This window comes from Qipengyuania sp. SM2507 (genome assembly GCF_053714505.1).
Map to the genome: position 1 here is coordinate 975278 of NZ_CM132307.1, position 24153 is coordinate 999430.

Below are 24153 nucleotides of genomic sequence, written 5' to 3' on the forward strand. Positions count from 1 at the left end.
CGGAACAATGCAAGGGCCTCACCTCGCAACCGGAGGCGCCCTGCATGAAACAACAATTGGTCGAACGCGAACTCACCGCTGAAGGCCCGCGCCGCTCCGGCGGACCGCCATCGCGGCGCCGCCGCTCGGTGACGGTCAACCTCGCCGAATCGCCGCTGAGCTGGCTCTATGCGCGCGGCTATCTCGACGACCGCCAGTTCGCGGCCGGCGAGCGGCTGCGCGCCGATTACGAACGCGCGCAGCTTGGCGCTCGGGTGACGATGCGCTGGGACCCGGTCCGCGCGCGCACCACCGGCGATACCGGGCTGACCGGTGCCGAACGCCAGCTCGCCGCCAAGACGCGCTTCCAAGGCGCGCTGGCGCAGGCGGGCGGGGGCTTGCAGGACGTGCTGTGGCGGGTGATCTGCGCCGGCGAGACCATCCCTGCTGCGGAAAAGGCGCTCGAATGGCCCACTCGCAGCGGCAAGCTGGTGCTTCGCCTGGCGCTCGACCGCGTCGCCGATTTCTACCGCCTGCCGTGATGCTGGGGGGATGAGTTTCATCAACTTGCGCCGCGTTCCGCCATTACTCCCGCCACCGCCGCGCGCAGTTCGGGCAGCACCTCGGCCTCGAACCAAGGATGCTGGCGCATCCAGATCGTGCTGCGCCATGCGGGGTGGGGCAGGGGAAAGCTGCCCGGCAGGAAGGCGCGAAAATTCCGCACCCGCTCGGTCATCGACCAATTGCGCTGCTCGGGCAGATAATGCGCCTGTGCATGCATGCCGACCAGCAGTGTCAGCCGTTTCGCGGGAAGGACCTCAAGCACCCGCTCGTGCCATTGGCGCGCGCATTCGCGGCGCGGCGGCTTGTCGCCCCCGCTCGCCTTGCCGGGATAGCAAAAGCCCATCGGCACCAGCGCCACCCGCGCAGGATCATACATCTGCTGCTTGCTCAGCCCGGTCCATTCGCGCAGCCGGTCGCCGCTGGCATCGTCCCATGGGATGCCGCTTTCGTGGACCCTGGAACCCGGCGCCTGACCGATGATGAGCAACCGCGCAGTTGCGGAAAAGCCGACCACCGGGCGCACCCCGTGCGGCAGGTGTGGCGCGCAAAGCCGGCAGCCGGCAATTTCGCGCCGCAGCGCCTCGCTCACCCCTCGACCTGTTCGGCGAGGCTCAGCCAGCGCTCTTCCGCCGCATCCTTCTCGGCGCGCGCGTTCTCGATACCCTTGAGGATATTGGCGAATTTCTGCGGATCGGCGGTGAACAGCTCGGGATCGGCGAGAATCGCCTCGCCCTTGGTTATCGCCGCTTCCAGTTCCTCGATCCGCGCGGGCAGCAGTTCGTAATCGCGCTGGTCCTTGTAGGTCAGCTTGTCCGATTTCGGCGCTGGCGGAGCCTTGGCGGCGGGCTTGCTGGTCGAACCCGCATCGCCCTTCTTGTTTGCCATCGGCTCGCGGCGCTTGCGCTGCCAGTCCTCGTAGCCGCCCGCGACCACATCGACCTGACCGGTGCCGTCGAGCCCGAGCGTCAGCGTCACCGTGCGATCGAGGAAATCGCGATCATGGCTCACCAGCAGCACGGTTCCCTCGTAATCGGCGATGACCTCCTGCAGCAGGTCGAGCGTCTCGAGATCGAGGTCGTTGGTGGGCTCGTCGAGCACCAGCAGATTGCTGGCCTTGGCGAATTCGCGCGCCAACAGCAGCCGCGACCGCTCGCCGCCCGAGAGGATGCCGACCCTGGTGTCGACCATCTTGGGGTCGAACAGGAAGTCCTTGAGATAGCCTTGCACATGTTTGCGCACGCCGCGGACGTCGATCCAGTCGCCGCCTTCGGCCAGCACCTCGCGCACCGTCTTGTCGGGCGCCATCAGGCTGCGCTGCTGGTCGATCATCACCCCGGTGAGATTCTTGGCGATCTCCACGGTGCCGCTGTCGGGCTCGAGCTCGCCGGTCAGCATCTTGAGCAGCGTGGTCTTCCCGGCGCCGTTGGAGCCGACGATACCGATCCGGTCGCCGCGCTGGATCCGCAGGCTGAACGGCTTGATGATCGCGCGCCCGTCGTAGCTCTTGGCGATATTGTCGGCGGTGATGACCGATTTGGACTTGAACTCGGTCTCGGTCGCCAGCTTGAGCTTGGCGGTGCCGGCGCCCGAGATCATGTTGGCGCGGGTGGCGCGCATCTGGTGGAGCTTCTCGAGCCGCCCCTGGTTGCGCTTGCGCCGCGCGGTCACGCCGCGTTCGAGCCAGTGCGCCTCGAGCTTGAGCTTGGCGTCGAGCCGGTCGGCGTTGCGCGCTTCCTCGGCATAGACCTGTTCTTCCCAGGCCTCGTAGCCGCCGAAGCCGATTTCCTTGCGCCGCAACCCGCCGCGGTCGAGCCACAGAGTCGCGCGGGTCAGCCGCTTGAGGAAGGTGCGGTCGTGGCTGATCACCACGAAGGCGCCGGTGTAGCGGTCGAGATAGTCCTCGAGCCAGTCGATGGCCGCGAGATCGAGATGGTTGGTCGGCTCGTCGAGCAGCAGCAGGTCCGGGTCCTGCGCCAGCGCGCGGGCGATCGCGGCGCGGCGCCGCTCGCCGCCGCTGGCGCCCTTGGTCGCGGTCGTCATGTCGATCCCGAGCTGGTCGGCGATGGAGTCGATCTCGTGCTCGGCGGGGGCGTTCTCGCCAGCGAGGGCCCAATCCATCAGCGTCGCATGACCGGCGACCGCCGGATCCTGTTCGAGCACCACGATGCGCGTGCCCGGCTTGACCTTGCGCAGGCCGCGATCGGCCTCGATCTTGTCCTCGATCAGCCGGAACAGCGTGGTCTTGCCCGCACCGTTGCGGCCGATCAGCGCGATCCGGTCGCGCGGCCCGATATGGAGGTCGAGCCCGCCGGTCTCGGGCGCGCCGAACAGCCAGCGTCCGCCCTGTTGAAGACCGAGGCCTTCCCAGCTGAGGATCGGAGGTTGTGCCATGGGACGCGCGAGGTAGGCGAGCCATGCCGGTGCGACAAGTCCAAACTCCCGGTTCCTCGGGCCGCGGAGGGCCACGTTCATCTCCGGTGCACGGGCATCGGGAGATTGCGGTGCGGAACAAGTCGCTGCCGCCGCGCTTGAATGGTTCGAGGCAGGCGAGGCTTGCCGACAAGGAGGACACCCATGCTTCGATATGCAATTTCCCTGGCCGCCCTCCCGTTTGCCGCGACGACGGCCATCGCGGTCCCGGCCAGCGCCGCCGAAATCCAGATCGCCAGCCAGGGCCCGGTGGTCGAGCTTTCGGTCAGCGAAGTGGTCCGCAGCGCGCCCGATGTCGCGCAGGTCGGCGCCGGGGTGATGACCCGCGCCGCCACCGCGCGCGAGGCGCTGACGCAGAATTCGCAGGCGATGGACCGGATCATCGCCCGGCTGCGCCAGCTCGGCATTGCGCGCGACGATATCCAGACCAGCAATTTCAACGTCAGCCCGCAATACGACTACAACCAGGCCACCGGCGAGCAGGTCTTTCGCGGCTACAACGTCAACAACCAGGTCCAGGTGAAATTGCGCGACCTGCCGCGCGCCGGCGAAATCCTCGACGCGCTGGTGAGCGCGGGCGCCAACAACGTCCAGGGGCCCAATTTCATGCTCGAGGACGATGTCGCGGCCAAGGCAGAAGCGCGCGCGCAGGCTTTTGCGCGCGGCCAGCGCATGGCCCAGGATTATGCCCGTATGGCGGGCTATTCGGGCGTAAGGCTGCTCGAGATCTCGGAGAGCGTGCAGAACTATGGTCCGATGCCGCAGCCGATGATGGCGCGGGCTGCCATGGATTCGAGCGAATCCGCCCCGCCGATCGAGCCCGGCCAGGTCGGCACCGGAGTGAACATCACGGTGAAATACGAGATGACGCGCTAGACAGTGCCATTTGGGGGCGAGGAGACATTCAGTCCTTGTTCAATGGCTTGGGCTCAATAATCCAACCATTATGAAACATCTCCTCGTCTCCCTTGCCGCTGCCGGTCTGACCCTGTCGGCTCATGCGCCCGCTCTCGCCCAGCAGAATTCCGACCAGGGTGAGGCGCGCAAGGAAATGCGCGCGGGCAACGTCCTTTCGCTGCGCGAAATAGAGGCGCGCATCCTCCCGACCATGCGCGATGCCGAGTATCTCGGCCCCGCCTATGATTCGACCGCCATGGCGTATCGGTTGAAGTTCATCCGCGATGGCCGGGTGACGTTCATCGATGTCGATGCGCGCACCGGAAGGGTCATTCGGCGCAGTCACTAGAGCGTCGCCAGAAACTTGCGCCAACTTGACGCGTTAATGTAGATGAACGACATCTCCGACGCGCTCCGATACCGGGGCGCCGATGCGCGAACAGGGATAGAAAATTTATGCGGCTCCTGATTGTCGAGGACGAGCCGACCCTCGGCCAGCAACTCAAATCGACGCTCGAACAGAATGGCTACGCGGTCGATCTGGCTACAGATGGCGAAGATGGCCATTTCATGGGCTCGACCGAGGATTACGACGCGGTGATCCTCGATCTTGGCCTGCCCGAGATCGACGGGCTGTCGGTGCTGGGCATGTGGCGCAAGGAAGGGCGAACCTTCCCCGTGCTGGTTCTGACCGCACGCGACAGCTGGTCGGACAAGGTTGCCGGGCTCGATGCCGGTGCCGACGATTATCTCGCCAAGCCGTTCCAGACCGAAGAGCTGATCGCCCGGCTGCGCGCGCTGATCCGCCGCGCCTCGGGCAACACTTCGAGCGAGCTGACCGCAGGCGATGTCCGGCTGGACACGCGTTCGGGCCGGGTCACGCTCAAGGGCGAGCCGGTCAAGCTGACCGCGCAGGAATACAAGCTGCTCAGCTATCTGATCCATCACAAGGGCAAGGTGGTCAGCCGCACCGAGTTGATCGAGCACATCTACGATCAGGATTTCGACCGCGATTCCAACACGATCGAGGTCTTCGTTACCCGCATCCGCAAGAAGCTGGGTGCCGAAGTTATCACAACGATCCGTGGCCTTGGCTACTCACTCGACGATCCCGACGACGCCCCCCGCGCGTAACCCCGATCACGCGGGCGCTTCAACTGCCGAACCGGCGGGGGAAGGGCGCAGCGCTGTGACTCTCGGCGGCACCGCAGGCGGCAAGCGCAGTCTTGCCAGCCGCATGATGGCGATCGCGGCCGGGTGGATACTTGTCCTGCTGCTCGCCGGCGGTTTTGCGCTCGACCGGACGCTGACCAGCCTGGTCGAACGCAATTTCGACGACCAGCTCGAATATGTCATGAACGCGCTCGTCTCTTCGGCGGAGATCGATCCTTTCGGCGACGTGCGCTTCTACCGCCGGCTGGGCGACCAGCGCTTCCTCGAACCCAACAGCGGCGTCTATTGGCAGATCCGCGGCGAGGGGCACGAGGACTATCCCAGCCGCAGCCTGTGGGATCGCAGCCTCGAAGTGCGCGCCAGCGACCCCGGCCACGAACTCGTCATATACAATTCCGAACAATTCCCCGCCGAACCGCTGCGCGTCGCCGAGCGCTCGGTCTATCTGCCCGACAGCGACACCCGCTGGTGGTTCACCGTGGCCGCCAGCCGCGAGGAACTGGACGCGCAAATCGGTGAAATCCGCTCGATCCTGGTGTGGAGCTTCGCGCTGCTGGGGCTTGGGCTGTTCGCCATGGCGGTGCTGCAGAACTGGGTCGGGCTGGGCCCTTTGCGTCGGGTGCGCGCGGCGATCCAGAACATGCGCAGCACCGGGGTCAACCGGATCGACGAGCCGCTGCCGCTCGAGGTCCAGCCGCTGGTCGAGGAGCTCAACGGTCTGCTCGCCCATTCCGCCAGACAGGCCGAGGAAGCGCGCACCCATGCAGGCAATCTCGCGCATGCGCTCAAGACCCCGCTCACCGTGCTGACCAATGCCGCCACTGCGCGGGCGGAGGATCTCGCCGACACCACGATCCGCGAGGCGCGCACCATGCAGCGCCATGTCGATCACCACCTTGCTCGGGCGAGGGCAGTGGGGCGCCGGGCGGTCGGGCTGGCGCGTACGCCGGTGTGGGAGAGCGCCGAGGCGGTACGGCGCGCGGTCGAGCGGCTCTATCCCGGCACCCGCTTCGACATCGACGGCAATCGCGATGCGCATGTCGCCATCGAGCGGCAGGATCTCGACGAGATCCTCGGCAATCTGATCGAGAACGCGGCGAAATACGGCGGTGGCAGCGTCTTTGCGACCATCGACGCGGAGCCTGACGAGACACTGTGCGTGATCTGGGTCGAGGATGACGGCGCAGGGATTCCCGAGGCCGACCGCATCAGCATCTTCGATCGCGGCGCGCGGCTCGACACCGACAAGCCCGGAACGGGGCTGGGCCTGGCGATCGTGCGCGATGTCGCCGAGATTTACGGCGGCGAGGTCGAACTGGGCGAAAGCGAGGATCTGGGCGGCCTGCTGGTGCGGCTCAGCCTGCCGCGCGCGAATGTCCCCATGGCGAAATGATCTTTCCGGGGTGGCGGTCCGGGGTGGCGGTGCAATCCCGGCGTCATCCCTGGCGGACCGCCCGCGCCAAACGAACCCGGCCCAAACAAACCCCGGCCAAACGAAAACGGGGCCGGAAAACCGACCCCGTTCCGAATTCGTGTTGTGCAGCGATCAGGGGCTGACGGGCTCGTCCGAACCGCCCACGCCGATACCGATGGCCAGCGCGAGGATCGCGAAGATCACGCCAACGGTTGCACCGTTACCGCCACCGATTTCGCTCTCGCCTTCGACCGGTGCGCTCACGCGCTCGGCAGCGAATGCCGCCGGAGAGATTGCGAGACTCAAGGCCGATGCGGCCAAAGCTACTTTACCAAACTTCATAACTGACTCCCCTTTAAATGGCGTATCTCGGCCGCTTTAGATATTTGCCGCCGCGGACTCAAGGACATTGGCGCAGAAAAGCCGCAATCTGTCGCAATCGGGTCAGAATTGCTGTATTTTGGTCACTACCGCGGGCGCAATTGTTATTTTTACTCCGCCCGATCGCCATCGCGGGCCTTCTCGTGGTGGCGGATAACCTCCTCGATCACGAAGCGGATGAACTTCTCGCTGAACTCCGGGTCGAGATCGGATTCCTCCGCCAACCTGCGCAACCGGGCGATCTGTTCCTTTTCGCGCGCGGGGTCGGCGGGAGGCAGCGTCGCGGTGGCCTTGTAGGCGCCGACCGCCTGGGTGATGCGGAACCGTTCGGCGAGGATATGGACCAGCGCCGCGTCGATATTGTCGATGCTCTTGCGGAAGCCCGCCAGTACGCTGTCCTCGGCGGGGGCCGCCGCCTCGCCCTGCTCGGGTGTCCCATCGTTCATGGGTGCGAGGCTAGCAGCAAATCCCGGCTTGCCAAGCGCGCGCGCGCAGAGCATGGCGCGCAGCGCAATGAGCGCCGATATCGTCCCCATCTCGCGCAAGCAATCGCCTGCCCCCTCGCTCGACCCCATGCTGGCGCTGACCGCGCCGGGCATGAACGCGGTCAATGCGGTCATTCTCGACCGGATGCAGAGCGAAATCCCGCTGATCCCGGCGCTCGCCGGCCACCTGATTTCGGGTGGCGGCAAGCGGCTGCGCCCGATGCTGACGCTCGCGGGCGCCGAGCTGGTCGGCTATCAGGGTTCGCGGCATTACAAGCTCGCCGCCTCGGTCGAATTCATCCACACCGCCACGCTGCTCCACGACGATGTCGTCGACGGCAGCGAGATGCGCCGGGGCAAGACCGCCGCCAACATCATCTTCGGCAATCCAGCGACCGTGCTGGTGGGCGATTTCCTGTTCAGCCGCAGCTTCGAACTGATGACCGAGGACGGCAGCCTCAGGGTGCTCAAAATCCTCTCGGGCGCCAGCGCGATCATCGCCGAAGGCGAGGTCGACCAGCTCACCGCGCAGCGCAAGATCGGCACCAGCGAGGAGCGCTACCTCCAGATCATCCGCGCCAAGACCGCGGCATTGTTCGCCGCCGCCAGCCGGATCGCCGCTGTGGTTGCCGAATGCAGCGAGGACCAGGAACGCGCGCTCGACGAATACGGCCGCAATCTGGGCGTCGCCTTCCAGCTGGTCGACGACGCGATCGATTATGATTCCGACGCCGCGGCGATGGGCAAGGATCGCGGCGACGACTTCCGCGAAGGCAAGATGACGCTCCCGGTGATTCTCGCCTATGCCCGCGGCAGCGAGGAGGAGCGCAGCTTCTGGCGCGACGCGATCTCGGGGATCAAGAGCAGCGATGCCGATCTCGACCACGCCTGCGCGCTGATCGCCCAGCATGGCGCGGTCGACGACACTCGCGCGCGCGCGCGCCACTTCGCCGACCGCGCGATCGACGCGCTCTCGATCTTCCCCGACGGCAAAGCGCGCCAGGCGATGACCGAAGCGGCGCGCTTTGCGGTGGCGCGCGGTTACTGAAACACTTGTCACCCTGAACCCGGTTGTGCTTTGCACAGCTTCGCTTCCGGGGTCTATCCATCCTCACAGACCCTCGGTCCAAGGAGGACGAATGGATGCTGAACCCAAGTTCAGCATGACAAAGGGTGATTGATTGAGCGCCGACCTCCCCATCCAAGCGGTCCTGCCCGAACTGCTCGCGAGTTTGCGTGAGCAGTCCGCCGCAGTGCTGGTCGCACCGCCCGGTGCGGGCAAAACCACTGCGGTGGCGCCCGCGCTGCTGGGCGAACTTTGGTGCAGCGGGCAGATCATCCTCACCTCGCCGCGGCGGGTCGCGGCGCGCGCGGCGGCGGAGCGGATGGCGCAGATGCTGGGCGAGAGCCCGGGCGAAACCGTAGGCTACCTCACAAGGCTCGACAGCAAGACCTCTGCGCGGACCCGCATTCTGGTCATGACCGAGGCGATCTTCGTCAACCGCCTGCTCGACGATCCCGAGCTCAAGGGCGTTTCGGCGGTGCTGTTCGACGAGGCGCACGAGCGCCATCTCGACAGCGATCTGGGTCTCGCGCTGGCGCTCGAGAGCCGCGAGGTGCTGCGCGAGGATCTGCGCGTGCTGGTGATGTCGGCGACAATCGACGGCGCGCGTTTTGCGCAGCTGCTGGGCGAGGGCGCGCGCACCATCGCCAGCGAAGGGCGCGCCTATCCCTTGCGGATCGCATGGCACGGCTCCTCGCCACAAATGCGGGTCGAGGATGCGATGGCGCAGGCGGTGCTAACCGCTTGGCGCGAAGAGCAGGGCGATATCCTAGCCTTCCTCCCCGGGGTGGGCGAGATAGAGCGCACCCGCGAACGGCTCGAGGCGCGGCTGCCCGATGTGCCCATCCTGCCGCTGCACGGCCAGGTCGAGCCCGGGATGCAGCGCGCCGCAATCCGCCGCGATTCCCAAGGACGCCGGCGGGTCGTGCTCGCCAGCGCCATCGCCGAAACCTCGATCACGCTCGAGGGTGTATCGGTGGTGGTCGATTCCGGGCTGTCGCGGCGCGCCGAATACGACCGCGCTGCGGGCACCACCCATCTGGTCACCCACCGCGCCAGTCAGGCTGCGGCGACCCAGCGCGCCGGGCGCGCGGCGCGGCAGGGACCGGGCGTCGCCTATCGCTTGTGGGAGGAGGGTGGTCACAAGGGCCGCCCGCGCTTCGATCCGCCCGAGATCGAAACCGCGGATCTCGCGCCGCTGGTGCTCAAGACCGCGCTGTGGGGCAGCGGCGATCCCGCCGCGCTGCCCTGGCTCGACCCGCCCCCCGAAGCCTCGCTCGGCGCCGCGCGGCAGAAACTGCAGGGGCTGGGCGCGCTCGATGCGGAGGGGCGGATAACCGAGCGCGGAAAGATGCTCGCCGCGCTCGCACTCGACCCGGCACACGCCGCGATGGTGCTGTTCGGCGCCGAGCATGGCGCGGCGCGGGAGGCGGCGCGGATCGCGGTGCTGCTGCAGGAGCGCAATCTGGGCGGCCGCGGCGAGGATCTGGCGGGCCGCCTCCAGCGCTGGACCGCCGACCGCTCCCCGCGCGCCGAGGCGAGCCGCAAGCTGGCGGACCGCTGGGCGGAGCGGGCGCTTGTGCTTTGCAAGCAGGGCGCGCGTGCTTCGACAGGCTCGGCGCGAACGGATGTAGTGGGGCGGACGGATCCCGAAGCCGTTCCCCCCGCCATCCTCCTCGCCGCCGGAATGCCCGACAACATCGCCCGCCGCCGCGATGCTTCGGGCGAGCAATGGCTGGCGGCGGGCGGGCGCGGGTTCGTGCTCGATTCGGCCAGCCCGCTGGCGCGGCAGGACTGGCTGGCGATCGGCGACGCACAGGGGCAGGCCAAGGGCGCGCGGATCACCGCCGCGCTACCCCTGGCGGAGGCCGATCTGGTGCGCTGGCTGCCCGAGCGGATCGAGCGCCGCCAGGTGCTCGACTGGAACCGTGGAGAAGCGCGGGTCGAGGCGCGGGTGGAACGAAGGATCGGGGCGATCACGCTCGCCACCGGCTCCGACCCCGCTCCGGATATGCACGCGATTGCGGATATCCTTGTGGAAAAGGCTGTCGAGAAGCTGGGGGAACTGCTGCCGCCCGCGCTGCTGGCGCGCGCGCGCCACGCGGGCATCGACGCGCTTTCGCCTGACAGCCTTGCGAAAAGCGCCGACCAATGGCTCGCACCGCTGCTCGCTGGGCGCCGGGATCTCGATGTCTCGCGCTCCAGACTGGCCGAAGCCGCGCTGGCGCTGCTCGACTGGGACACGCGCCAGCGGCTCGACCGGCTTGCGCCGCGCAGCTTCACCTCGCCTGCGGGGAGCACACATGCGATCGACTACGCCGGGGACGATGCGCCGAGTGCCGAGGTGCGGGTGCAGGCGCTGTTCGGGCTCGAGCGGCACCCGATGATCGGCCCGAAAGACGGCGGCTCGCCGCTGCTGCTCAAGCTCACCAGCCCCGCCGGGCGCCCGCTGCAGGCGACGCGCGACCTCCCGGGGTTCTGGCGCGGCAGCTGGGCCGAGGTGCGCAAGGAGATGAAGGGTCGCTACCCCAAACACCGCTGGCCGGAGGAGCCCTGGACCGAAGCGCCGAGCCTCAAGACCAAGAATGCCTTTTCCAAAGCGCCGCGCTGAATTAGAGGCTTCGCCATGGCAGCACGAATCTATCAACGTCCGAAGAATGCGATGCAGTCGGGCAAGGCGCGGGTCGACGAGTGGGTGCTCGAATTCGAGCAGAGCGAAGCGCGCCACGCCGATCCGCTGATGGGCTGGACCGGCAGCGGCGACACGCAGGCGCAAGTGCAGCTCAACTTCGCGTCGAAGGACGAAGCCAAGGCCTATGCCGCCAAGCACGGCATCCAGGCGCGGGTCCACACGACCCCGCCGCGCGGACTCAAGCTGCAGGCCTACGCCGACAATTTCAACTAGGGTTGCGCCGTCAGCGCATTGCGGTGACGAAATGCTTGAAAGCCCCCCGCTTCCCCGCCATATGGCGCTCCGGGAGTCGGGTGGACGTTTGCGTTCGCTCACCGGGTCAGGTCCGGAAGGAAGCAGCCCAGGTGAATTGCGACGGGTCGCTCGGCTCCTTTATCACCCCCTAGGCATCGCAAACGCCAGCATGACAAATGCGCGCGCACGCCCTAGCTAGGGCGGATGGGTGATTCACCGGACAATACAGACGGCCTGCCGTGGGAAACCGAACCCGCAGAAGAGACGCCGAGCGCCGCCGAGCTCGAGCAGGCGGGGCAGGAAGCGCTGTTCGGCGCGCCGGACCCTGCGCCCAAACCAGCCCCTGCTGAAAAGCCGGTGGCCAAGCCCGTATCTGCTCCCGAATCAGCCGCAAAGCCCGCTCCCGCCGCAGCCCCCGGCGCCCCGGCGCAGCCCTATCGCGTGCTGGCCCGCAAATACCGCCCGCAGACCTTTTCCGAGCTGATCGGGCAGGAGCCCATGGTCCGCACGCTGGCCAACGCCATCGCGCGCGACCGGCTGGCGCATGCCTTTTTGATGACCGGGGTGCGCGGGGTCGGAAAGACCTCGACCGCGCGGCTGATCGCCAAGGCGCTCAACTGCATCGGCCCCGATGGCGAGGGCGGCCCGACCATCGATCCCTGCGGCGTCTGCGAACCCTGCGTCGCCATCGCCGAGGGGCGCCATATCGACGTCATCGAGATGGACGCCGCCAGCCACACCGGGGTGGACGACGTCCGCGAGATCATCGAGGCAGTGCGCTATTCCGCGGTCAGCGCGCGCTACAAGATCTACATCATCGACGAGGTCCACATGCTCTCGCGCAACGCTTTCAACGCGTTGCTCAAGACGCTTGAGGAGCCGCCCGCGCATGTGAAATTCCTGTTCGCCACCACCGAGGTGGAGAAGCTCCCCGTCACCGTGCTCAGCCGGACGCAGCGCTTCGACCTGCGCCGAATCCCCGCCGAGATGCTGCAGGAGCATTTCGCGCTGATCTGCACCAAGGAAGGCGTCGAGGCGGATGCCGAGGCGCTGTCGATCATCGCCAATGCCGCCGAGGGTTCGGTGCGCGACGGGCTCTCGATCCTCGACCAGGCGATCGCGCATGCCGATATGGACAGCGCGGGAAGGGTCACCGCCGAGCGGGTCCGCTCGATGCTCGGGCTCGCCGACAAGAGCGCGCAGCGCCGGCTGCTGGCGCATCTGCTCGCCGGGGAGGGCAAAGAGCTGCTCGCCGGGATCGACGAGCAATATGCGCTCGGGGTCGAGCCGCTGGCGATGCTGCGCTCGCTGATGGACATCGTCCACCGCGTCACCGTGGCGCAGGTCTCGGGGGGCGAGGTCGATGCGCTCTCCGCCGAGGAACGCGCGCAGCTCGGCGAATGGGCCGCCGCCATCCCGCCCGCGCAGCTCCACCGATTGTGGCAGTTGTTGCTCAAGGGCTATGATGAGGTCCGCCAGGCGCCCGACCCGCTGGTCTCGGCGCGGATGGCGCTGCTGCGCGCGCTGCACGCGCAGGAACTGCCCGACCCGGGCCGGCTGGCGCGGCTGATCGAGGATGCCGCGACCCGCGCGCCCGCAGCCCCCTCGCCGGAAGGCACCCCCGCCGCCGATGCGCCCGGCGTCAACGCCGTCAAATGGGAAGACCTCGTCGCCAAGGTGGAGGCCGGCGGGCAACATCTCGCCGCGGGGATCATGCGGTTGCAGATTCGCCCGATCGCGGTCGAGGAAGGACTGCTTCGTTATTCGCGCAACCCGCTCTACCGCGACGATATCGGCCCAACCCTGCGCGAGGCGCTCGCCGCGATCACCGGCACCCGCTGGCTGCTGGAAGAAATACCGGACGGCAAGGGCGCCCCCTCGATTGCGGAACGCGAAGAAGCCGCGCAGCAAAACGCGGAAACCGAAGCCCGCGCCCATCCATTGGTACAGGCCGCCTTCGCCGCCTTCCCGGGTGCCGAAATCATCGCCGACCGCGACAAACCCCCGGTCGGCTTGCAGGAATGGAGACACAAAGCATGAAGTCGATGGAAGAAATGCTCGCCGCCGCGCAGAAAGCGGCCGAGACCATCCAGACCCAGATGGGCGAGGCGCAGGCCAAGCTCGATACGATCGAGGTCGAGGGCAGCGCCGGCGGCGGCCTGGTCAAGGTCCGTGCCACCGCGCGCGGCCGCATCCTCGGGGTCGCGATCGACGACAGCCTGATGAAGCTGGAAGAAAAGCAGATGGTCGAGGATCTCGTCACCGCTGCCTTCAACGACGCGCGCGACAAGGCCGACCGCCGCGCCGCCACCGAGATGGAAGGCATCCAGTCGGGCATGGGCCTGCCCCCGGGCTTCAACCTGCCGGGCATGGGATAGGGTTACGGCCCGCGCCATTTCTGTGTTACCGGTGGCAAAACACAACCAATCGGAGAGGCAGTCATGGCAACCGTGATGAACGACAATTCCACCGGCTCGGATGCGGATATCCGCGCGCAGGTCAGCGACGAGGAATGGGCGGTCCGCGTCGATCTCGCCGCGGCCTATCGGCTGGTCGCGCTGTACGGCTGGGACGATCTGATCTTCACCCATCTCTCCGCCCGAGTGCCGGGACCCGAGCATCATTTCCTGATCAATCCCTACGACATGATGTTCGAGGAAATCACCGCCTCCAGCCTGGTCAAGATCGATGTCGACGGCCAGCCGGTGATTCCCACCTCGCACCCGGTCAACCCGGCGGGCTTCACCATTCATTCGGCGCTGCATATGAATTGCGAGGATGCGCATGCGGTGATGCATCTGCACACGCCCGCGGGCCAGGCGGTGAGCGCGATGTCCTCGGGCCTGCTCGAGCACACCCAGACCGCGATGATCGCGCGCAGCGACATCGCCTATCACGAGTATGAAGGCATCGCGACCGACCTCGAGGAGCGCGAGCGGCTGGTCGCGGACATGGGCGACAAGCACGTCATGATCCTGCGCAACCACGGCACGCTGGCGATCGGCAAGAGCGTGGGCGAATGCTTCCTGCGGCTCTATTTCCTCGAACGCGCCTGCGACGCGCAGGTCAAGATGCTCTCCGCCGGGCGCGACGGCCTGCACAACCCGCCGCAGGGCACGCCCGAAAAGGTCAAGTCGCAGACCGCGCCCGCCGGCATCGGCGCCATCGCCAACGCGCTCGCCTGGCCGGCGCTGCTGCGCAAGCTCGACCGGACGGATGCTGGGTTTCGGGAGTAAAGGCGAGGCGTCGCCGCTGAGTTCGAGCGGACTGAGCCGGTGCAACCGCACACCCAGTACTACGCGCTAACGGGCGGCAGCTTCCGGGGCAGGCAGTGCGGGGGTTGTAAGACCTAATATGGGTGGGAAGCTGCCGCTAGCCGTTATTCTTCCATTACATTCAATGAGGTCGTCGCGTAGCGAAGAACATAGGGCTTCTCGCTTGGTTTGGCGGTCGGATAGCTAGAACCGAAGAAAGCCACGTAGCAGTCATAGGCGTCAATGTCGGCATCATGCCAGCAGTGGACGACGACACCGTATTCGGAGACACCTTTGTCCTGCCCATCTAAGCGGACCTTCGTGCCGCGAGCGATGAAACCGCGAGGCTGCTGGCTGATTTTCATTTCAGCATCGTAGCGCAATCTCGAATGGCAGCAATTGGGTCGTGAGCGGACAGGCAGCTTTTTCCCGATCGGCTGTGCAAGCCGCCTGTCCGCTAATGGCAAAACCTGAGACGGGTGCGAACGTCCGAAACTGGGGTGGGAACCCGACGCTAACGCTGAGACCGGAATAGCTTGCGCTGGGCTTCGTTTACGAACCGCTCGTCCCAGTCTACCTCCCGTCGCGACCCCGGCAGAAACTCGCGCCTGTCATCGGCATCAAAGAGAAGAGTTCCGTGAATACCCATCGCATCGCGCTTTAGAACTGGACGCTGCCAAAGCGCGTCAAGAACGCGGCCAGCTTCGTCCTCTCCCACCCGTTCGACCAGATCGGCTGCAATCTCCATTTCGCTTCCATCTGGGAAGATCATCGCGAACTCATCTTCGGTGGCTTGGAAGATACTGAAGGTAGCGTTTGCCGCTCCATCGACGATTTGGATGTTCTTCATGGCTATCTTTTGACGTGGAGCGAACGAGTCCGCAACTGGGTCGTGTGCTGCCGGTCGGCTTCTGGGGCAAGATTTGCCGCTCAGCCTTCCTGGCCGAGCGGCAAATCTCATCGTCCGATCCGAAGACGGGGAAGGGGCTGCTGGATCGATGAGAACGAGGTTCGATCGCATCGGCAGCGTCCCTCTTCCCTAGAACCCGAAGGCGAACCCGACTTGCGCCGTAACGCTGTCGTCGCCGGTATTGCCGGCGACGCCCGCGCCGAGGGCGAAACTGTCGCTCACTCGCCCTGTGATACTGGCGGCGAAGCCCTGTTCCCCGCCGTGGGTGGCGATATTGCCGCCGATCGTGAACGCCTTGTCCGGCAGCGCGATCGCGCTACCCAGTGCGGTCGCCGCCGCCACGCCGCCGCGCATGGCCCGGTCGAGATCGCCGAATTGCGAATTCAGATCGGCGAACTGCCCTTCGAGCGCACCGATCCGGCCGCCAAGGCCGGCGACATCGGTGGTGAGCGCATCGAACTGCGCATCGCTGACCGCGGAGATCGGCGCCGCCATGACGCGCAGGGAGGCCGTCCTGGTGGTGCTGGCGTTGAAGGCGGTGCGGCCGAGCGTGCCGTTTTCATCGGCGGTGACAAGGAAGATCGTGCCGCTCTGTTTGGCTGTTGCGGTTTCGAGGCTGGCGATCTCCACCGTGTCGGACGCTGCGCCGATCGCCACCTGATTGGCAGCACTGGTGGTGGCGCCTGCCCCGATTGCGGTGGAACCGTTGAAATCGGCTGTCGCGCCCGTGCCGAGCGCCGTGGCGTTGTCGGCGCGGGCGAGAGCCACCCGGCCCATTGCCGTCGCGTTCTCGCCGGTCGCCTGTGCGCCATTGCCCACCGCCGTCGCCTGCAGCGCGGCCGCGAAGCTGGTGTAGCCGAGCGCGGTCGAGAATTCGCCGCGGGCGGTAGCGAAGGCCCCGAAGGACAGCGCGCCGATCCCTTCGGAGCTTGCGCCCGAGCCGAATGCGGCGGCTTGAAGTCCGTTGGCGGAGGTGGCCTGGCCCACCGCGGTCGAGTTTAAGCCGCTGGCCGAACTGTTCGCTCCGACCGCGGTGTTGAGGCCGCCATCGGCTACGGCATTGGCGCCAAACGCGATCGCAGAATCTCCGTTGGTCCTTGTATCGGCGCCAAAGGCGATTGCGGCGATGCCGGTCGCCTGAGCCCCCATATTGCCATCATCACCGCCGTCGCTGCCAATGGCGATGCTGAGATTCGAGAACGTGCGCGACTGCTGGCCGAGGCTGATCGCACGGTCCCCCGTTGATCGTGCAAAACGACCGACCGCGATCGACCCGCCGGAATCGCTGCGCGCGCCCAGACCAAGAGCAACCGAATCCGTGCCGGCGCCGATGGACTCGCGCCCGATCGCGACCGTTCCTGCCCCATTCGCCAGAGCGCCCGCACCCTCAGCGACAGCGTTCCCGCCAATGGCATCGGCGGACTGGCCGATCGCGATTGCGCCCGAGTCTGCGGTATGGGCTTGGCGGCCCATGGCGATCGAATTCTCGCCTTCCGCGTTTGCCGCGCTGCCGAATACGAGCGTCTGCGCGGCGCCGCTTGCATTGTCGCCCACCACCAGCGCGGCACGGGCGGCGGTTGCGTTCTTGCCGATGGCAACGGCATCGACGCCGGTGGTCGTGGCATTGAAACCGACGACTGTGCCACCCCTCAGGGCGAGCGCATCGGCACCCACCGCCACGGCACTGCTCCCCTCGGTCGTCGCATTTCGCCCGCAGGCGAGAGATGTATTTTCGCCGTTGCTCTCGGCACCGGCGGTGCTGTCTATGGTATCGTTGTCATCGGTGTCGAGGCCGCAGTCCTCGGCCTGCACCGGACCTGTGGTGAGGGCAAGGCATGCGGCGAACGCAATGGCGGCGGTGGTCGTGAAGAGGGTACGCATGGGTCGGCTCCTGTGTGAATGGTGGAGCCTCCATGGCGCGCTATCGTTTGAGCCGCCGTTGTAGGGTGCGTGGTAACGCACCCGATCCGCGTTCTATTTCGAGGGTCGTGTCGGGTTGTGCAGTGGGTCGCGGGCGTGTTGCCGCGCCCCCGACAAACCGTTTTCCTACAGGCGGTGAATTTGCCACCACGCGCCGATGACCGCCCGCGCTTCCTTTCGTCATGCCGCACCGCTTTGCCGCCGCATGGGGCCGTGCACTCGGGATCAAGGTTTTCAGCCATTGCGCCGCAAGGTGACGCAATCCGCGTTCGGCCGCTCGCGCAAGACGACACTTTGCACCGCCAGTGCGCTACGCCCCGCCGCCAAGGTGACACTTTTCGGCCCCAGGGCGACACTTCGTCCCCGCAAGGTGACGCTTTCGCCGCCGAAAGCCACGCTCAACTCCGCGACCATGTCACATGTGTCAACCGGCCCGCCTCCCGTTCACGTCCACAGCTTTGGCGGTGAACGGGATTGCAGCGGGCGGGGCGGGTTCCCATATCCTGGGTCACACGAGGCGCGGGTTTCGCTGCGCCCGATCCACGGCCCGACCCACGGCCCGATCCATGGAATGACAACATGACCCAGCAATTTCCCCTTCTCCCCTTGCGCGACATCGTCGTCTTCCCCGGCATGGTGGTGCCGCTGTTCGTCGGCCGCGACAAATCGGTTGCCGCGCTCGAGGCGGCGATGGATGGGTCCAAGGACATCTTCCTGCTCGCCCAGCTCGACCCGGGCTGCGACGATCCCGACCGCGACGATCTCTACGACGTCGGCGTGGTGGCGCGGGTGCTGCAATTGCTCAAGCTGCCCGACGGCACGGTGCGGGTGATGGTCGAGGGCGCCGCGCGCGCCACCTGCCAGCGCTTCACCGAGCAGGACGATTACGTGATGGCCGAGGTCGAACTGCACGAGGAACAGACCGTCGCGGGCAGCGAGGTCGTCGCGATGATGCGCCAGGTGGTCGAGCAGTTCGCCGAATACGCCAAGCTCAACAAGAAGCTGGGCGAGGGTGCGGGCGATGAGCTCGCCGAGATCGACGATGCCGGCGAGCTCGCCGATACCATCGCCGCCGCAGTGGCGGCGCGGGTCTCGGACAAGCAGGCGCTGCTCGCCGAGGCCGACCCGCACAAGCGGCTCGAAATGGTGATGTCCTTCATGGAGGGAGAGCTCTCGGTGCTCCAGGTCGAGCGCAAGATCCGCGGCCGCGTGAAGCGGCAGATGGAAAAGACCCAGCGCGAATATTATCTCAACGAGCAGTTGAAGGCGATCCAGAACGAGCTCGGCGGCGACGGCGAGGATGGCGACGGCATCGCCGAACTCACCGAGACCATCGCCAAGACCAAGCTCAGCAAGGAAGCGCGCGCCAAGGCCGAGAGCGAACTCAAGAAGCTGCGCGGGATGCAGCCGATGAGCGCCGAGGCGACCGTCATCCGCAACTATCTCGACGTCCTGCTCGGCCTGCCCTGGGGCAAGAAGAGCCGACTCAAGAAGGATATCGGCAAGGCGCAGGAAGTGCTCGACGCCGACCACTACGGGCTGGAGAAGGTCAAGGACCGGATCGTCGAATATCTCGCGGTTCAGGCGCGGACCAACACGCTCAAGGGTCCGATCCTGTGCCTCGTCGGCCCTCCCGGCGTCGGCAAGACCAGCCTCGGCAAGTCGATCGCCCGCGCGACCGGACGCGAGTTCATCCGCCAGTCGCTGGGCGGGGTGCGCGACGAGGCCGAGATCCGCGGTCACCGCCGGACCTACATCGGCTCGCTGCCGGGCAAGATCGTCACCAATCTCAAGAAGGCGGGCAAGTCGAACCCGCTGTTCCTGCTCGACGAGATCGACAAGCTCGGCCAGGATTTCCGCGGCGATCCCGCCAGCGCGCTGCTCGAGGTGCTCGACCCCGAGCAGAACAGCAAGTTCCAGGATCACTATCTCGAGCTCGACATCGACCTGTCGGACGTGATGTTCGTCTGCACCGCCAACAGCCTTAACCTGCCGCAGCCGCTGCTCGACCGGATGGAGATCATCCGCCTCGAGGGCTACACCGAGGACGAGAAGGTCGAGATCGCGCTGGGTCACCTGCTCGACAAGCAGGTCAAGCAGCACGGGCTGACCAAGGACGAGTTCACGCTGACCGAGGAGGCTCTGCGCGATCTCATCCGTTACTACACCCGCGAGGCCGGGGTCCGCACGCTCGAGCGCGAGATCGCCAAGCTGTGCCGCAAGTCGCTGCGCAAGATCCTCGAAGGGACCACCGCCAGCGTCACCATCACGCCCGAAAATCTCGCCGACTTCTCCGGCGTGCGCAAGTTTAAGCACGGGATGTCGGAGGAAGAACCGCAGATCGGCGCGGTTACCGGGCTAGCCTGGACCGAGGTTGGCGGCGAATTGCTGACCATCGAGAGCGTCACCACGCCTGGCAAGGGCGAGGTCAAGACCACCGGCAAGCTGGGCGAGGTGATGAACGAAAGCGTCGCCGCGGCCTTCAGCTTCGTCAAGGCGCGCGCGCCTGCCTATGGCATCAAGCCGAGCATCTTCCAGCGCAAGAATATCCATATCCACCTGCCCGAGGGCGCGGTGCCCAAGGATGGGCCCAGCGCGGGCATCGGCATGGTCACCTCGATCGTCTCGACCCTGAGCGGTATCCCGGTGCGGCCCGAGGTCGCGATGACCGGCGAGGTGACCTTGCGAGGACGGGTGCTTCCGATCGGCGGCTTGAAGGAGAAGCTGCTCGCTGCGCTGCGTGGCGGGATCGAGACCGTGCTGATCCCCGAGGAGAATGTGAAGGACCTCGCCGAGATCCCCGCCAAGGTGAAGGACGGGCTCAAGATCATCCCCGTCTCTCATGTCGACCAGGTGCTCGAACACGCGCTGACCTCGGTCCCCGCCGAGATCGAATGGACCGAGGCTGACGACCTCGCCAGCCAGCCGCTGACGGTGGGCAGTGCCAATTCTCCGGTGCGAACCGCGCATTGAGCGCGGCAATGCTGCAATGCCGCGACTCGAATTCCCGGGTCCGGCGCGAAATGGCTCGATACGGGGTAGCGGGGCGGATCCCGGCGTGGTTAAGCCAGCAATCACGCTGATTTCAGGCTTTTAGGCGCACATCATGCCCCTTTCGGGCGGATTTGCCTTTGACAGTTCCGCGTCGAGTCGTTCAACTGCCCGGCATTCGGAGACATGATTCACCGAGAAGAATTCAACACCAAGTGGGGGTTCCCTTAAGATGAACAAGAACGACCTGATCAGCGCAGTTGCCGATTCCAGCGGCCTGTCGAAGAGCGATGCCTCCAGCGCCGTCGAAGGCGTGTTCGACGCCATCACCAAATCGTTGTCGGGCGGCGACGATGTGCGCCTCGTCGGCTTCGGCACTTTCTCGGTGGCCAAGCGCAAGGCCTCGACCGGTCGCAACCCGCGCACCGGCGAGCCGATGACGATCAAGGCGTCGAACCAGCCCAAGTTCAAGGCCGGCAAGGGCCTCAAGGACGCGGTCAACTAAGTCGCGCGAATTGGCTGCCGGTCAAAGGCCGGACCAAAGGGTCGCCCTCGCAAGGGGCGGCCCTTTTTCGTGGCGCTCCATTGCGCCTCGCGGTTCGCTAGTTCGCCAGTTGCAGCAGCGCCATCGGCGCGACCGCGGTGCCGGGCGAGATGTCCCAGACCAGCATTTGCCCCCGCGCTGAGTCTTGCGGGCCTTCGTCGGTATTGTTGGCGAGGATGGTCGCGTTGGTAGTCAGGCGAAAAGTACCCTCGATCGGGCGGAGGGGCGGCTTCTGCGTAGCCTCCACCCCGTCTGTGTCCTCGGTTTCTTTGCCCCGGCCAAACGCGCCTGCCATTCCCATCATCATTGCGGCAAACGGATTGCCGCCGCCCGGAGCCGCGAAGCCCGGCGCTTCGATCCGCACGCGTTGCCCGTCGCGCAACCGTGCCTGTACGAAGGAACTGGGGAAGGGCAGTCCCTCGATCGTGGGGAAATCAAAATCATGCCCCAGCCGGCTTTCGATCGAGAAACTGACCTCGAACACGCCATCATCGCGATACTCGACGCTGTTCCAGCCAGCCTGCCGTTCCAGGCTGTCGGCCAGGGCAGCCGCGGCCTCGGGGTCCGACGGGTTCATCCCGCCCAGAATCGACCGAAGCATCTCGCGCTCGCCCGCTTGCTCCTCGTTTCTCCGGGCGATTTCTTCCGAGGTGCAGTCGCGCACCTCCATCGTCTCATCGTCCACGCACGGCTTCTCGGCAGCATCGCTATCCGCCTGCTCGGCCATTTCGTTGAGATCCTCCAGCCCCGCCATAACGATCTCCCCATCATAGGTGAAAGCGAACCGGCCATCGTCGCGCACGTGCATTGTGGCAGCGAAGGTCCCGGGCTGCAGGAAGCATCCTGACAGCAGGGCGCATCCTGCTAGGAGGCCGGCGGTGGCACCGAGTCGGCTGGCTGAAATGGCATGTCTCACTGGTTTTGCCCCGTTGTTCGCGTCGCCACCGCATATAGCGCAATTGCCGCGGCGTTCGAAACGTTGAGGCTCTCCATGGCATCGCCGATCGGCAGCCGCGCCAGCGCGTCGCAATGGCCGGCGACATTGTGGCGAATCCCGGCGCCTTCCGCGCCCAGCACCAGCGCGACCGGGCCCGCGGGCAGCGCCTGCGCCAGCGTCACCTCGGCTTCGCCCGCAAGGCCGATCCGCCAGTATCCCGCCGCGGCCATATCCTCGAGCGCGCGCGCCAGATTGACCACCCGCACCCAGGGGACCACTTCGAGCGCACCCGACGCGGCCTTGCCGATCACCCCGCCCTCGGGCGGGGCATGGCGGTCCTGCGTCACGATCGCGGCGGCACCGAAAGCGGCCGCCGAACGCAGGATGGCGCCGACATTGTGTGGATCGGTGACCTGGTCGAGCACCAGCAAGGGCCGGTCGGGCTCGGCCTTGAGCACCTGGTCGAGAAAGACATCGTCGAGCGCCGCGCAGTCGAGCACCAGACCCTGGTGCGGCGCATCGCGCGCCACCAGCCGGTCGAGATCGGGCATGCCGGCGTATTCGATGGTGAAGTCTTCGGGCAATTCGCCGTCCAGCTGCTCGAGCGCCTCACGCGTCGCCCACAGCTTGTGGTGGCGTCGCTCGGGGTTCTTGAGCGCGGCCTCGACCGCGTGATGGCCCCACAGGCGGACCTGTCCGGTGCTCGCGCGCCCGCTTCCGCGCCCGCCCTGCATGCGTCCCGCGCGTCCGCGCAGCGCCTTCTTGCGCTCCGTCTTGGCCATATGGCTGCTCCCTTGTGGCAATAGCCGCGCCTCCTGCCAGTGCGGCCATTGACAGGCAAGCGCCGCTTCTCCAAAGGGGCGCCTCTCGGCCAGCGGGGTCGCCTCAGACCCTCCGCGTTTTCATCGCGAAACTGGCAAGCCAAGTGGACAGGTGGCCGAGTGGTTAAAGGCAGCAGACTGTAAATCTGCCCGCGCAAGCGTACGCTGGTTCGAATCCAGCCCTGTCCACCACTTGCCTCTTTCGTCGATCCCTCACAGTGCCAAGCCGACGCGGTCTTGCCGTAGCGGCTGCGCGGGATTACGCGTTCCAGCCATGAGAGCAGATATCGTGCCGACCGGTCGCCCCGTCATCTCCGCCACCGGTTTGTTCACCCCCGAGGAGAGCATCACCAACGAGGAGTTGGTCGACAGCTTCAATCGCTACGTCGAGCGCTACAATGCCGAGCACGCCTCGGCGATTGCGGTTGGCGAGCTTGAAGCCCTGCAGCCGAGCTCGGTGGAGTTCATCGAGAAGGCGAGCGGGATCAAGTCCCGGCACGTGATGACCAAGACGCCGGTGCTCGACCCCGCAATCATGGCGCCGCGTCTCGACGAGCGCGGTGACGACGAGCTCTCCATCCTCGCGGAAATCGGCGTGAAAGCGGCGCGCGATGCGCTGGAACGAGCCGGGCGCGAGCCGGGCGATGTCGATGCGGTGCTGTGCGCGGCATCCAACATGCAGCGGCCCTATCCGGCGATGGCGATCGAGATCCAGCAGGCGCTGGGCATCGACGGCTTCGCCTTCGACATGAACGTCGCCTGCTCCTCCGCGACCTTCGGAATCCAGACTGCCGCCGACTATATCCGCGCAGGCAATGCCCGCAGCGTTCTGGTCGTCAGCCCCGAGATAACCAGCGGCCATCTCAACTGGCGCGACCGCGACAGCCATTTCATCTTCGGCGATGTGGCGACCGCGGTGCTGGTGGAGGATGCGGCGATGGCGCCGGAGCACCATTGGGACATTCTCGGCACCCGGCTCAAGACGGTCTTCTCCAACAACATCCGCAACAATTTCGGCTATCTCAACCGCGCACATCCCGAGACTGCGGATGCGCCCGACAAGCTGTTCGTCCAGGAAGGCCGCAAGGTGTTCAAGGAAGTCGTCCCGATGGTCGCGCAGATGATCGTCGACGAGGCCGAGCGGCTGGCGATTGATCCACAGGAGTTGCGACGGCTTTGGCTGCACCAGGCCAATGCGGGAATGAACCGGTTGATCGCGCAGCGCGTGCTGGGTCACGAAGCGAACGAGGACGAAAGCCCGACGGTGCTCGACACCTATGGCAACACCTCGAGCGCCGGGTCGATCATCGCCTTCCACCTGCACAGCGAGGATCTGCAAGCCGGTGACACCGGGCTGATCTGCAGTTTCGGTGCAGGTTATTCCGCAGGAACGGTTTTCCTCCGCAAGGTGGGGTAGGGCGCCCGCGCGCTTGCGGCTGGGCAGCGCGTACCCTAGACGATGCC

General features: G+C 66.3%; 23 protein-coding genes, 1 tRNA gene and 1 other RNA gene. 16 read left to right on the forward strand and 9 right to left on the reverse strand.

Annotated features, from left to right (window positions below):
* The first annotated feature begins 44 nt into the window (after positions 1–44).
* A complete protein-coding gene (locus ACWIKC_RS04670; protein WP_454598963.1) occupies positions 45–521 on the forward strand; it encodes a DUF6456 domain-containing protein in 477 nt (158 codons plus the stop codon).
* Between the two features lie 20 nt (positions 522–541).
* Here the strand turns inward: ACWIKC_RS04670 and ACWIKC_RS04675 are convergent, their stop codons facing one another.
* Together ACWIKC_RS04675 and ACWIKC_RS04680 are read right to left on the reverse strand one after the other, a co-directional pair.
* The gene (locus tag ACWIKC_RS04675; protein ID WP_454598964.1) at positions 542–1132 is read right to left on the reverse strand and encodes a uracil-DNA glycosylase family protein; all 591 of its coding nucleotides are present in this window, start codon (positions 1130–1132) and stop codon (positions 542–544) included.
* Positions 1129–2934, reverse strand: coding sequence for an ABC-F family ATP-binding cassette domain-containing protein (locus ACWIKC_RS04680; RefSeq protein ID WP_454598965.1), 1806 nt, complete (start codon positions 2932–2934; stop codon positions 1129–1131). Before ACWIKC_RS04680 ends, ACWIKC_RS04675 begins: the two co-directional genes overlap by 4 nt.
* A 183-nt stretch (positions 2935–3117) precedes the next feature.
* On the opposite strand from ACWIKC_RS04680, the gene ACWIKC_RS04685 reads away from it, so the two are divergent.
* The 4 genes from ACWIKC_RS04685 to ACWIKC_RS04700 all read left to right on the forward strand — a co-directional run bounded on the left by ACWIKC_RS04685 (position 3118) and on the right by ACWIKC_RS04700 (position 6436).
* Positions 3118–3849 (forward strand): SIMPL domain-containing protein, encoded by a 732-nt coding sequence (locus ACWIKC_RS04685; RefSeq protein ID WP_454598966.1) that lies wholly within the window; start codon positions 3118–3120, stop codon positions 3847–3849.
* Positions 3850–3919: 70 nt separating this feature from the next.
* Positions 3920–4219 (forward strand): PepSY domain-containing protein, encoded by a 300-nt coding sequence (locus tag ACWIKC_RS04690; RefSeq protein ID WP_454598967.1) that lies wholly within the window; start codon positions 3920–3922, stop codon positions 4217–4219.
* A 107-nt stretch (positions 4220–4326) separates the two neighbouring features.
* Positions 4327–5004, forward strand: coding sequence for a response regulator transcription factor (locus ACWIKC_RS04695; RefSeq protein ID WP_067613224.1), 678 nt, complete (start codon positions 4327–4329; stop codon positions 5002–5004).
* Positions 4955–6436, forward strand: coding sequence for a sensor histidine kinase (locus tag ACWIKC_RS04700; RefSeq protein WP_454598968.1), 1482 nt, complete (start codon positions 4955–4957; stop codon positions 6434–6436). Before ACWIKC_RS04695 ends, ACWIKC_RS04700 begins: the two co-directional genes overlap by 50 nt.
* A gap of 153 nt (positions 6437–6589) precedes the next feature.
* Here the strand turns inward: ACWIKC_RS04700 and ACWIKC_RS04705 are convergent, their stop codons facing one another.
* Positions 6590–6721 (reverse strand): hypothetical protein, encoded by a 132-nt coding sequence (locus ACWIKC_RS04705; protein ID WP_454598969.1) that lies wholly within the window; start codon positions 6719–6721, stop codon positions 6590–6592.
* A gap of 227 nt (positions 6722–6948) precedes the next feature.
* Entirely contained in the window at positions 6949–7284 is a 336-nt protein-coding gene (locus tag ACWIKC_RS04710; protein ID WP_454598970.1) for a chorismate mutase, read from the reverse strand.
* Positions 7285–7351: 67 nt separating this feature from the next.
* Here ACWIKC_RS04710 and ACWIKC_RS04715 point away from each other — a divergent pair, with 67 nt between their 5' ends.
* The 7 genes from ACWIKC_RS04715 (at position 7352) to ACWIKC_RS04745 (ending at position 14548) form a co-directional block, all read left to right on the forward strand.
* Positions 7352–8371, forward strand: a complete 1020-nt coding sequence (locus ACWIKC_RS04715; protein WP_454599438.1) for a polyprenyl synthetase family protein — start codon at positions 7352–7354, stop codon at positions 8369–8371.
* Positions 8372–8504: 133 nt separating this feature from the next.
* Complete coding sequence (gene hrpB, locus ACWIKC_RS04720) at positions 8505–10997, forward strand: ATP-dependent helicase HrpB (protein WP_454598971.1); 2493 nt, start codon at positions 8505–8507, stop codon at positions 10995–10997.
* A 15-nt stretch (positions 10998–11012) separates the two neighbouring features.
* Positions 11013–11291: an ETC complex I subunit gene (locus ACWIKC_RS04725; RefSeq protein ID WP_454598972.1), complete on the forward strand. Its 279-nt coding sequence runs from the start codon at positions 11013–11015 to the stop codon at positions 11289–11291.
* 69 nt (positions 11292–11360) lie between these two features.
* Positions 11361–11455, forward strand: an RNA gene (gene ffs, locus ACWIKC_RS04730) — signal recognition particle sRNA small type.
* A gap of 61 nt (positions 11456–11516) precedes the next feature.
* Entirely contained in the window at positions 11517–13352 is a 1836-nt protein-coding gene (locus ACWIKC_RS04735; RefSeq protein ID WP_454598973.1) for a DNA polymerase III subunit gamma/tau, read from the forward strand.
* A complete protein-coding gene (locus tag ACWIKC_RS04740) occupies positions 13349–13690 on the forward strand; it encodes a YbaB/EbfC family nucleoid-associated protein (RefSeq protein WP_454598974.1) in 342 nt (113 codons plus the stop codon). Before ACWIKC_RS04735 ends, ACWIKC_RS04740 begins: the two co-directional genes overlap by 4 nt.
* A 63-nt stretch (positions 13691–13753) precedes the next feature.
* Positions 13754–14548: a class II aldolase/adducin family protein gene (locus ACWIKC_RS04745; protein WP_454598975.1), complete on the forward strand. Its 795-nt coding sequence runs from the start codon at positions 13754–13756 to the stop codon at positions 14546–14548.
* Positions 14549–14691: 143 nt separating this feature from the next.
* Here the strand turns inward: ACWIKC_RS04745 and ACWIKC_RS04750 are convergent, their stop codons facing one another.
* From ACWIKC_RS04750 to ACWIKC_RS04760, 3 genes are all read right to left on the reverse strand, one after another.
* Positions 14692–14931 carry a hypothetical protein gene (locus ACWIKC_RS04750; protein ID WP_454598976.1) on the reverse strand — a complete coding sequence of 80 codons (240 nt, stop codon included), beginning with the start codon at positions 14929–14931 and terminating at the stop codon, positions 14692–14694.
* A gap of 149 nt (positions 14932–15080) precedes the next feature.
* Positions 15081–15416, reverse strand: coding sequence for a hypothetical protein (locus tag ACWIKC_RS04755; protein ID WP_454598977.1), 336 nt, complete (start codon positions 15414–15416; stop codon positions 15081–15083).
* A gap of 189 nt (positions 15417–15605) precedes the next feature.
* Positions 15606–17357, reverse strand: coding sequence for a hypothetical protein (locus ACWIKC_RS04760; protein WP_454598978.1), 1752 nt, complete (start codon positions 17355–17357; stop codon positions 15606–15608).
* Between the two features lie 618 nt (positions 17358–17975).
* Between ACWIKC_RS04760 and lon the strand changes: the two genes are divergently transcribed.
* Positions 17976–20369, forward strand: coding sequence for an endopeptidase La (gene lon / locus ACWIKC_RS04765; protein ID WP_454598979.1), 2394 nt, complete (start codon positions 17976–17978; stop codon positions 20367–20369).
* 250 nt (positions 20370–20619) lie between these two features.
* Entirely contained in the window at positions 20620–20892 is a 273-nt protein-coding gene (locus ACWIKC_RS04770) for an HU family DNA-binding protein (protein WP_454598980.1), read from the forward strand.
* Between the two features lie 97 nt (positions 20893–20989).
* Here the strand turns inward: ACWIKC_RS04770 and ACWIKC_RS04775 are convergent, their stop codons facing one another.
* Together ACWIKC_RS04775 and rlmB are read right to left on the reverse strand one after the other, a co-directional pair.
* Entirely contained in the window at positions 20990–21733 is a 744-nt protein-coding gene (locus ACWIKC_RS04775) for a hypothetical protein (RefSeq protein ID WP_454598981.1), read from the reverse strand.
* A 110-nt stretch (positions 21734–21843) separates the two neighbouring features.
* A complete protein-coding gene (gene rlmB / locus ACWIKC_RS04780) occupies positions 21844–22650 on the reverse strand; it encodes a 23S rRNA (guanosine(2251)-2'-O)-methyltransferase RlmB (protein WP_454598982.1) in 807 nt (268 codons plus the stop codon).
* Positions 22651–22795: 145 nt separating this feature from the next.
* On the opposite strand from rlmB, the gene ACWIKC_RS04785 reads away from it, so the two are divergent.
* Positions 22796–22881 (forward strand) — tRNA-Tyr (locus tag ACWIKC_RS04785).
* Positions 22882–22963: 82 nt separating this feature from the next.
* Positions 22964–24106 carry a beta-ketoacyl-ACP synthase III gene (locus ACWIKC_RS04790; protein ID WP_454598983.1) on the forward strand — a complete coding sequence of 381 codons (1143 nt, stop codon included), beginning with the start codon at positions 22964–22966 and terminating at the stop codon, positions 24104–24106.
* Positions 24107–24153 lie beyond the last annotated feature (47 nt).

What these genes read in the sequence shown, in the direction of transcription:
- ACWIKC_RS04715 (WP_454599438.1), top strand. Translation starts at nt 7,352, where the DNA reads ATGAGCGCCGATATCGTCCCCATCTCGCGCAAGCAATCGCCTGCCCCC.
- ACWIKC_RS04760 (WP_454598978.1), bottom strand. Translation starts at nt 17,357, where the DNA reads ATGCGTACCCTCTTCACGACCACCGCCGCCATTGCGTTCGCCGCATGC.
- lon (WP_454598979.1), top strand. Translation starts at nt 17,976, where the DNA reads ATGACCCAGCAATTTCCCCTTCTCCCCTTGCGCGACATCGTCGTCTTC.
- ACWIKC_RS04690 (WP_454598967.1), top strand. Translation starts at nt 3,920, where the DNA reads ATGAAACATCTCCTCGTCTCCCTTGCCGCTGCCGGTCTGACCCTGTCG.
- ACWIKC_RS04680 (WP_454598965.1), bottom strand. Translation starts at nt 2,934, where the DNA reads ATGGCACAACCTCCGATCCTCAGCTGGGAAGGCCTCGGTCTTCAACAG.
- ACWIKC_RS04710 (WP_454598970.1), bottom strand. Translation starts at nt 7,284, where the DNA reads ATGAACGATGGGACACCCGAGCAGGGCGAGGCGGCGGCCCCCGCCGAG.
- ACWIKC_RS04740 (WP_454598974.1), top strand. Translation starts at nt 13,349, where the DNA reads ATGAAGTCGATGGAAGAAATGCTCGCCGCCGCGCAGAAAGCGGCCGAG.
- ACWIKC_RS04790 (WP_454598983.1), top strand. Translation starts at nt 22,964, where the DNA reads ATGAGAGCAGATATCGTGCCGACCGGTCGCCCCGTCATCTCCGCCACC.
- ACWIKC_RS04745 (WP_454598975.1), top strand. Translation starts at nt 13,754, where the DNA reads ATGGCAACCGTGATGAACGACAATTCCACCGGCTCGGATGCGGATATC.
- ACWIKC_RS04670 (WP_454598963.1), top strand. Translation starts at nt 45, where the DNA reads ATGAAACAACAATTGGTCGAACGCGAACTCACCGCTGAAGGCCCGCGC.
- ACWIKC_RS04725 (WP_454598972.1), top strand. Translation starts at nt 11,013, where the DNA reads ATGGCAGCACGAATCTATCAACGTCCGAAGAATGCGATGCAGTCGGGC.
- ACWIKC_RS04685 (WP_454598966.1), top strand. Translation starts at nt 3,118, where the DNA reads ATGCTTCGATATGCAATTTCCCTGGCCGCCCTCCCGTTTGCCGCGACG.
- ACWIKC_RS04755 (WP_454598977.1), bottom strand. Translation starts at nt 15,416, where the DNA reads ATGAAGAACATCCAAATCGTCGATGGAGCGGCAAACGCTACCTTCAGT.
- rlmB (WP_454598982.1), bottom strand. Translation starts at nt 22,650, where the DNA reads ATGGCCAAGACGGAGCGCAAGAAGGCGCTGCGCGGACGCGCGGGACGC.
- ACWIKC_RS04735 (WP_454598973.1), top strand. Translation starts at nt 11,517, where the DNA reads ATGGGTGATTCACCGGACAATACAGACGGCCTGCCGTGGGAAACCGAA.
- ACWIKC_RS04750 (WP_454598976.1), bottom strand. Translation starts at nt 14,931, where the DNA reads ATGAAAATCAGCCAGCAGCCTCGCGGTTTCATCGCTCGCGGCACGAAG.
- ACWIKC_RS04695 (WP_067613224.1), top strand. Translation starts at nt 4,327, where the DNA reads ATGCGGCTCCTGATTGTCGAGGACGAGCCGACCCTCGGCCAGCAACTC.
- ACWIKC_RS04770 (WP_454598980.1), top strand. Translation starts at nt 20,620, where the DNA reads ATGAACAAGAACGACCTGATCAGCGCAGTTGCCGATTCCAGCGGCCTG.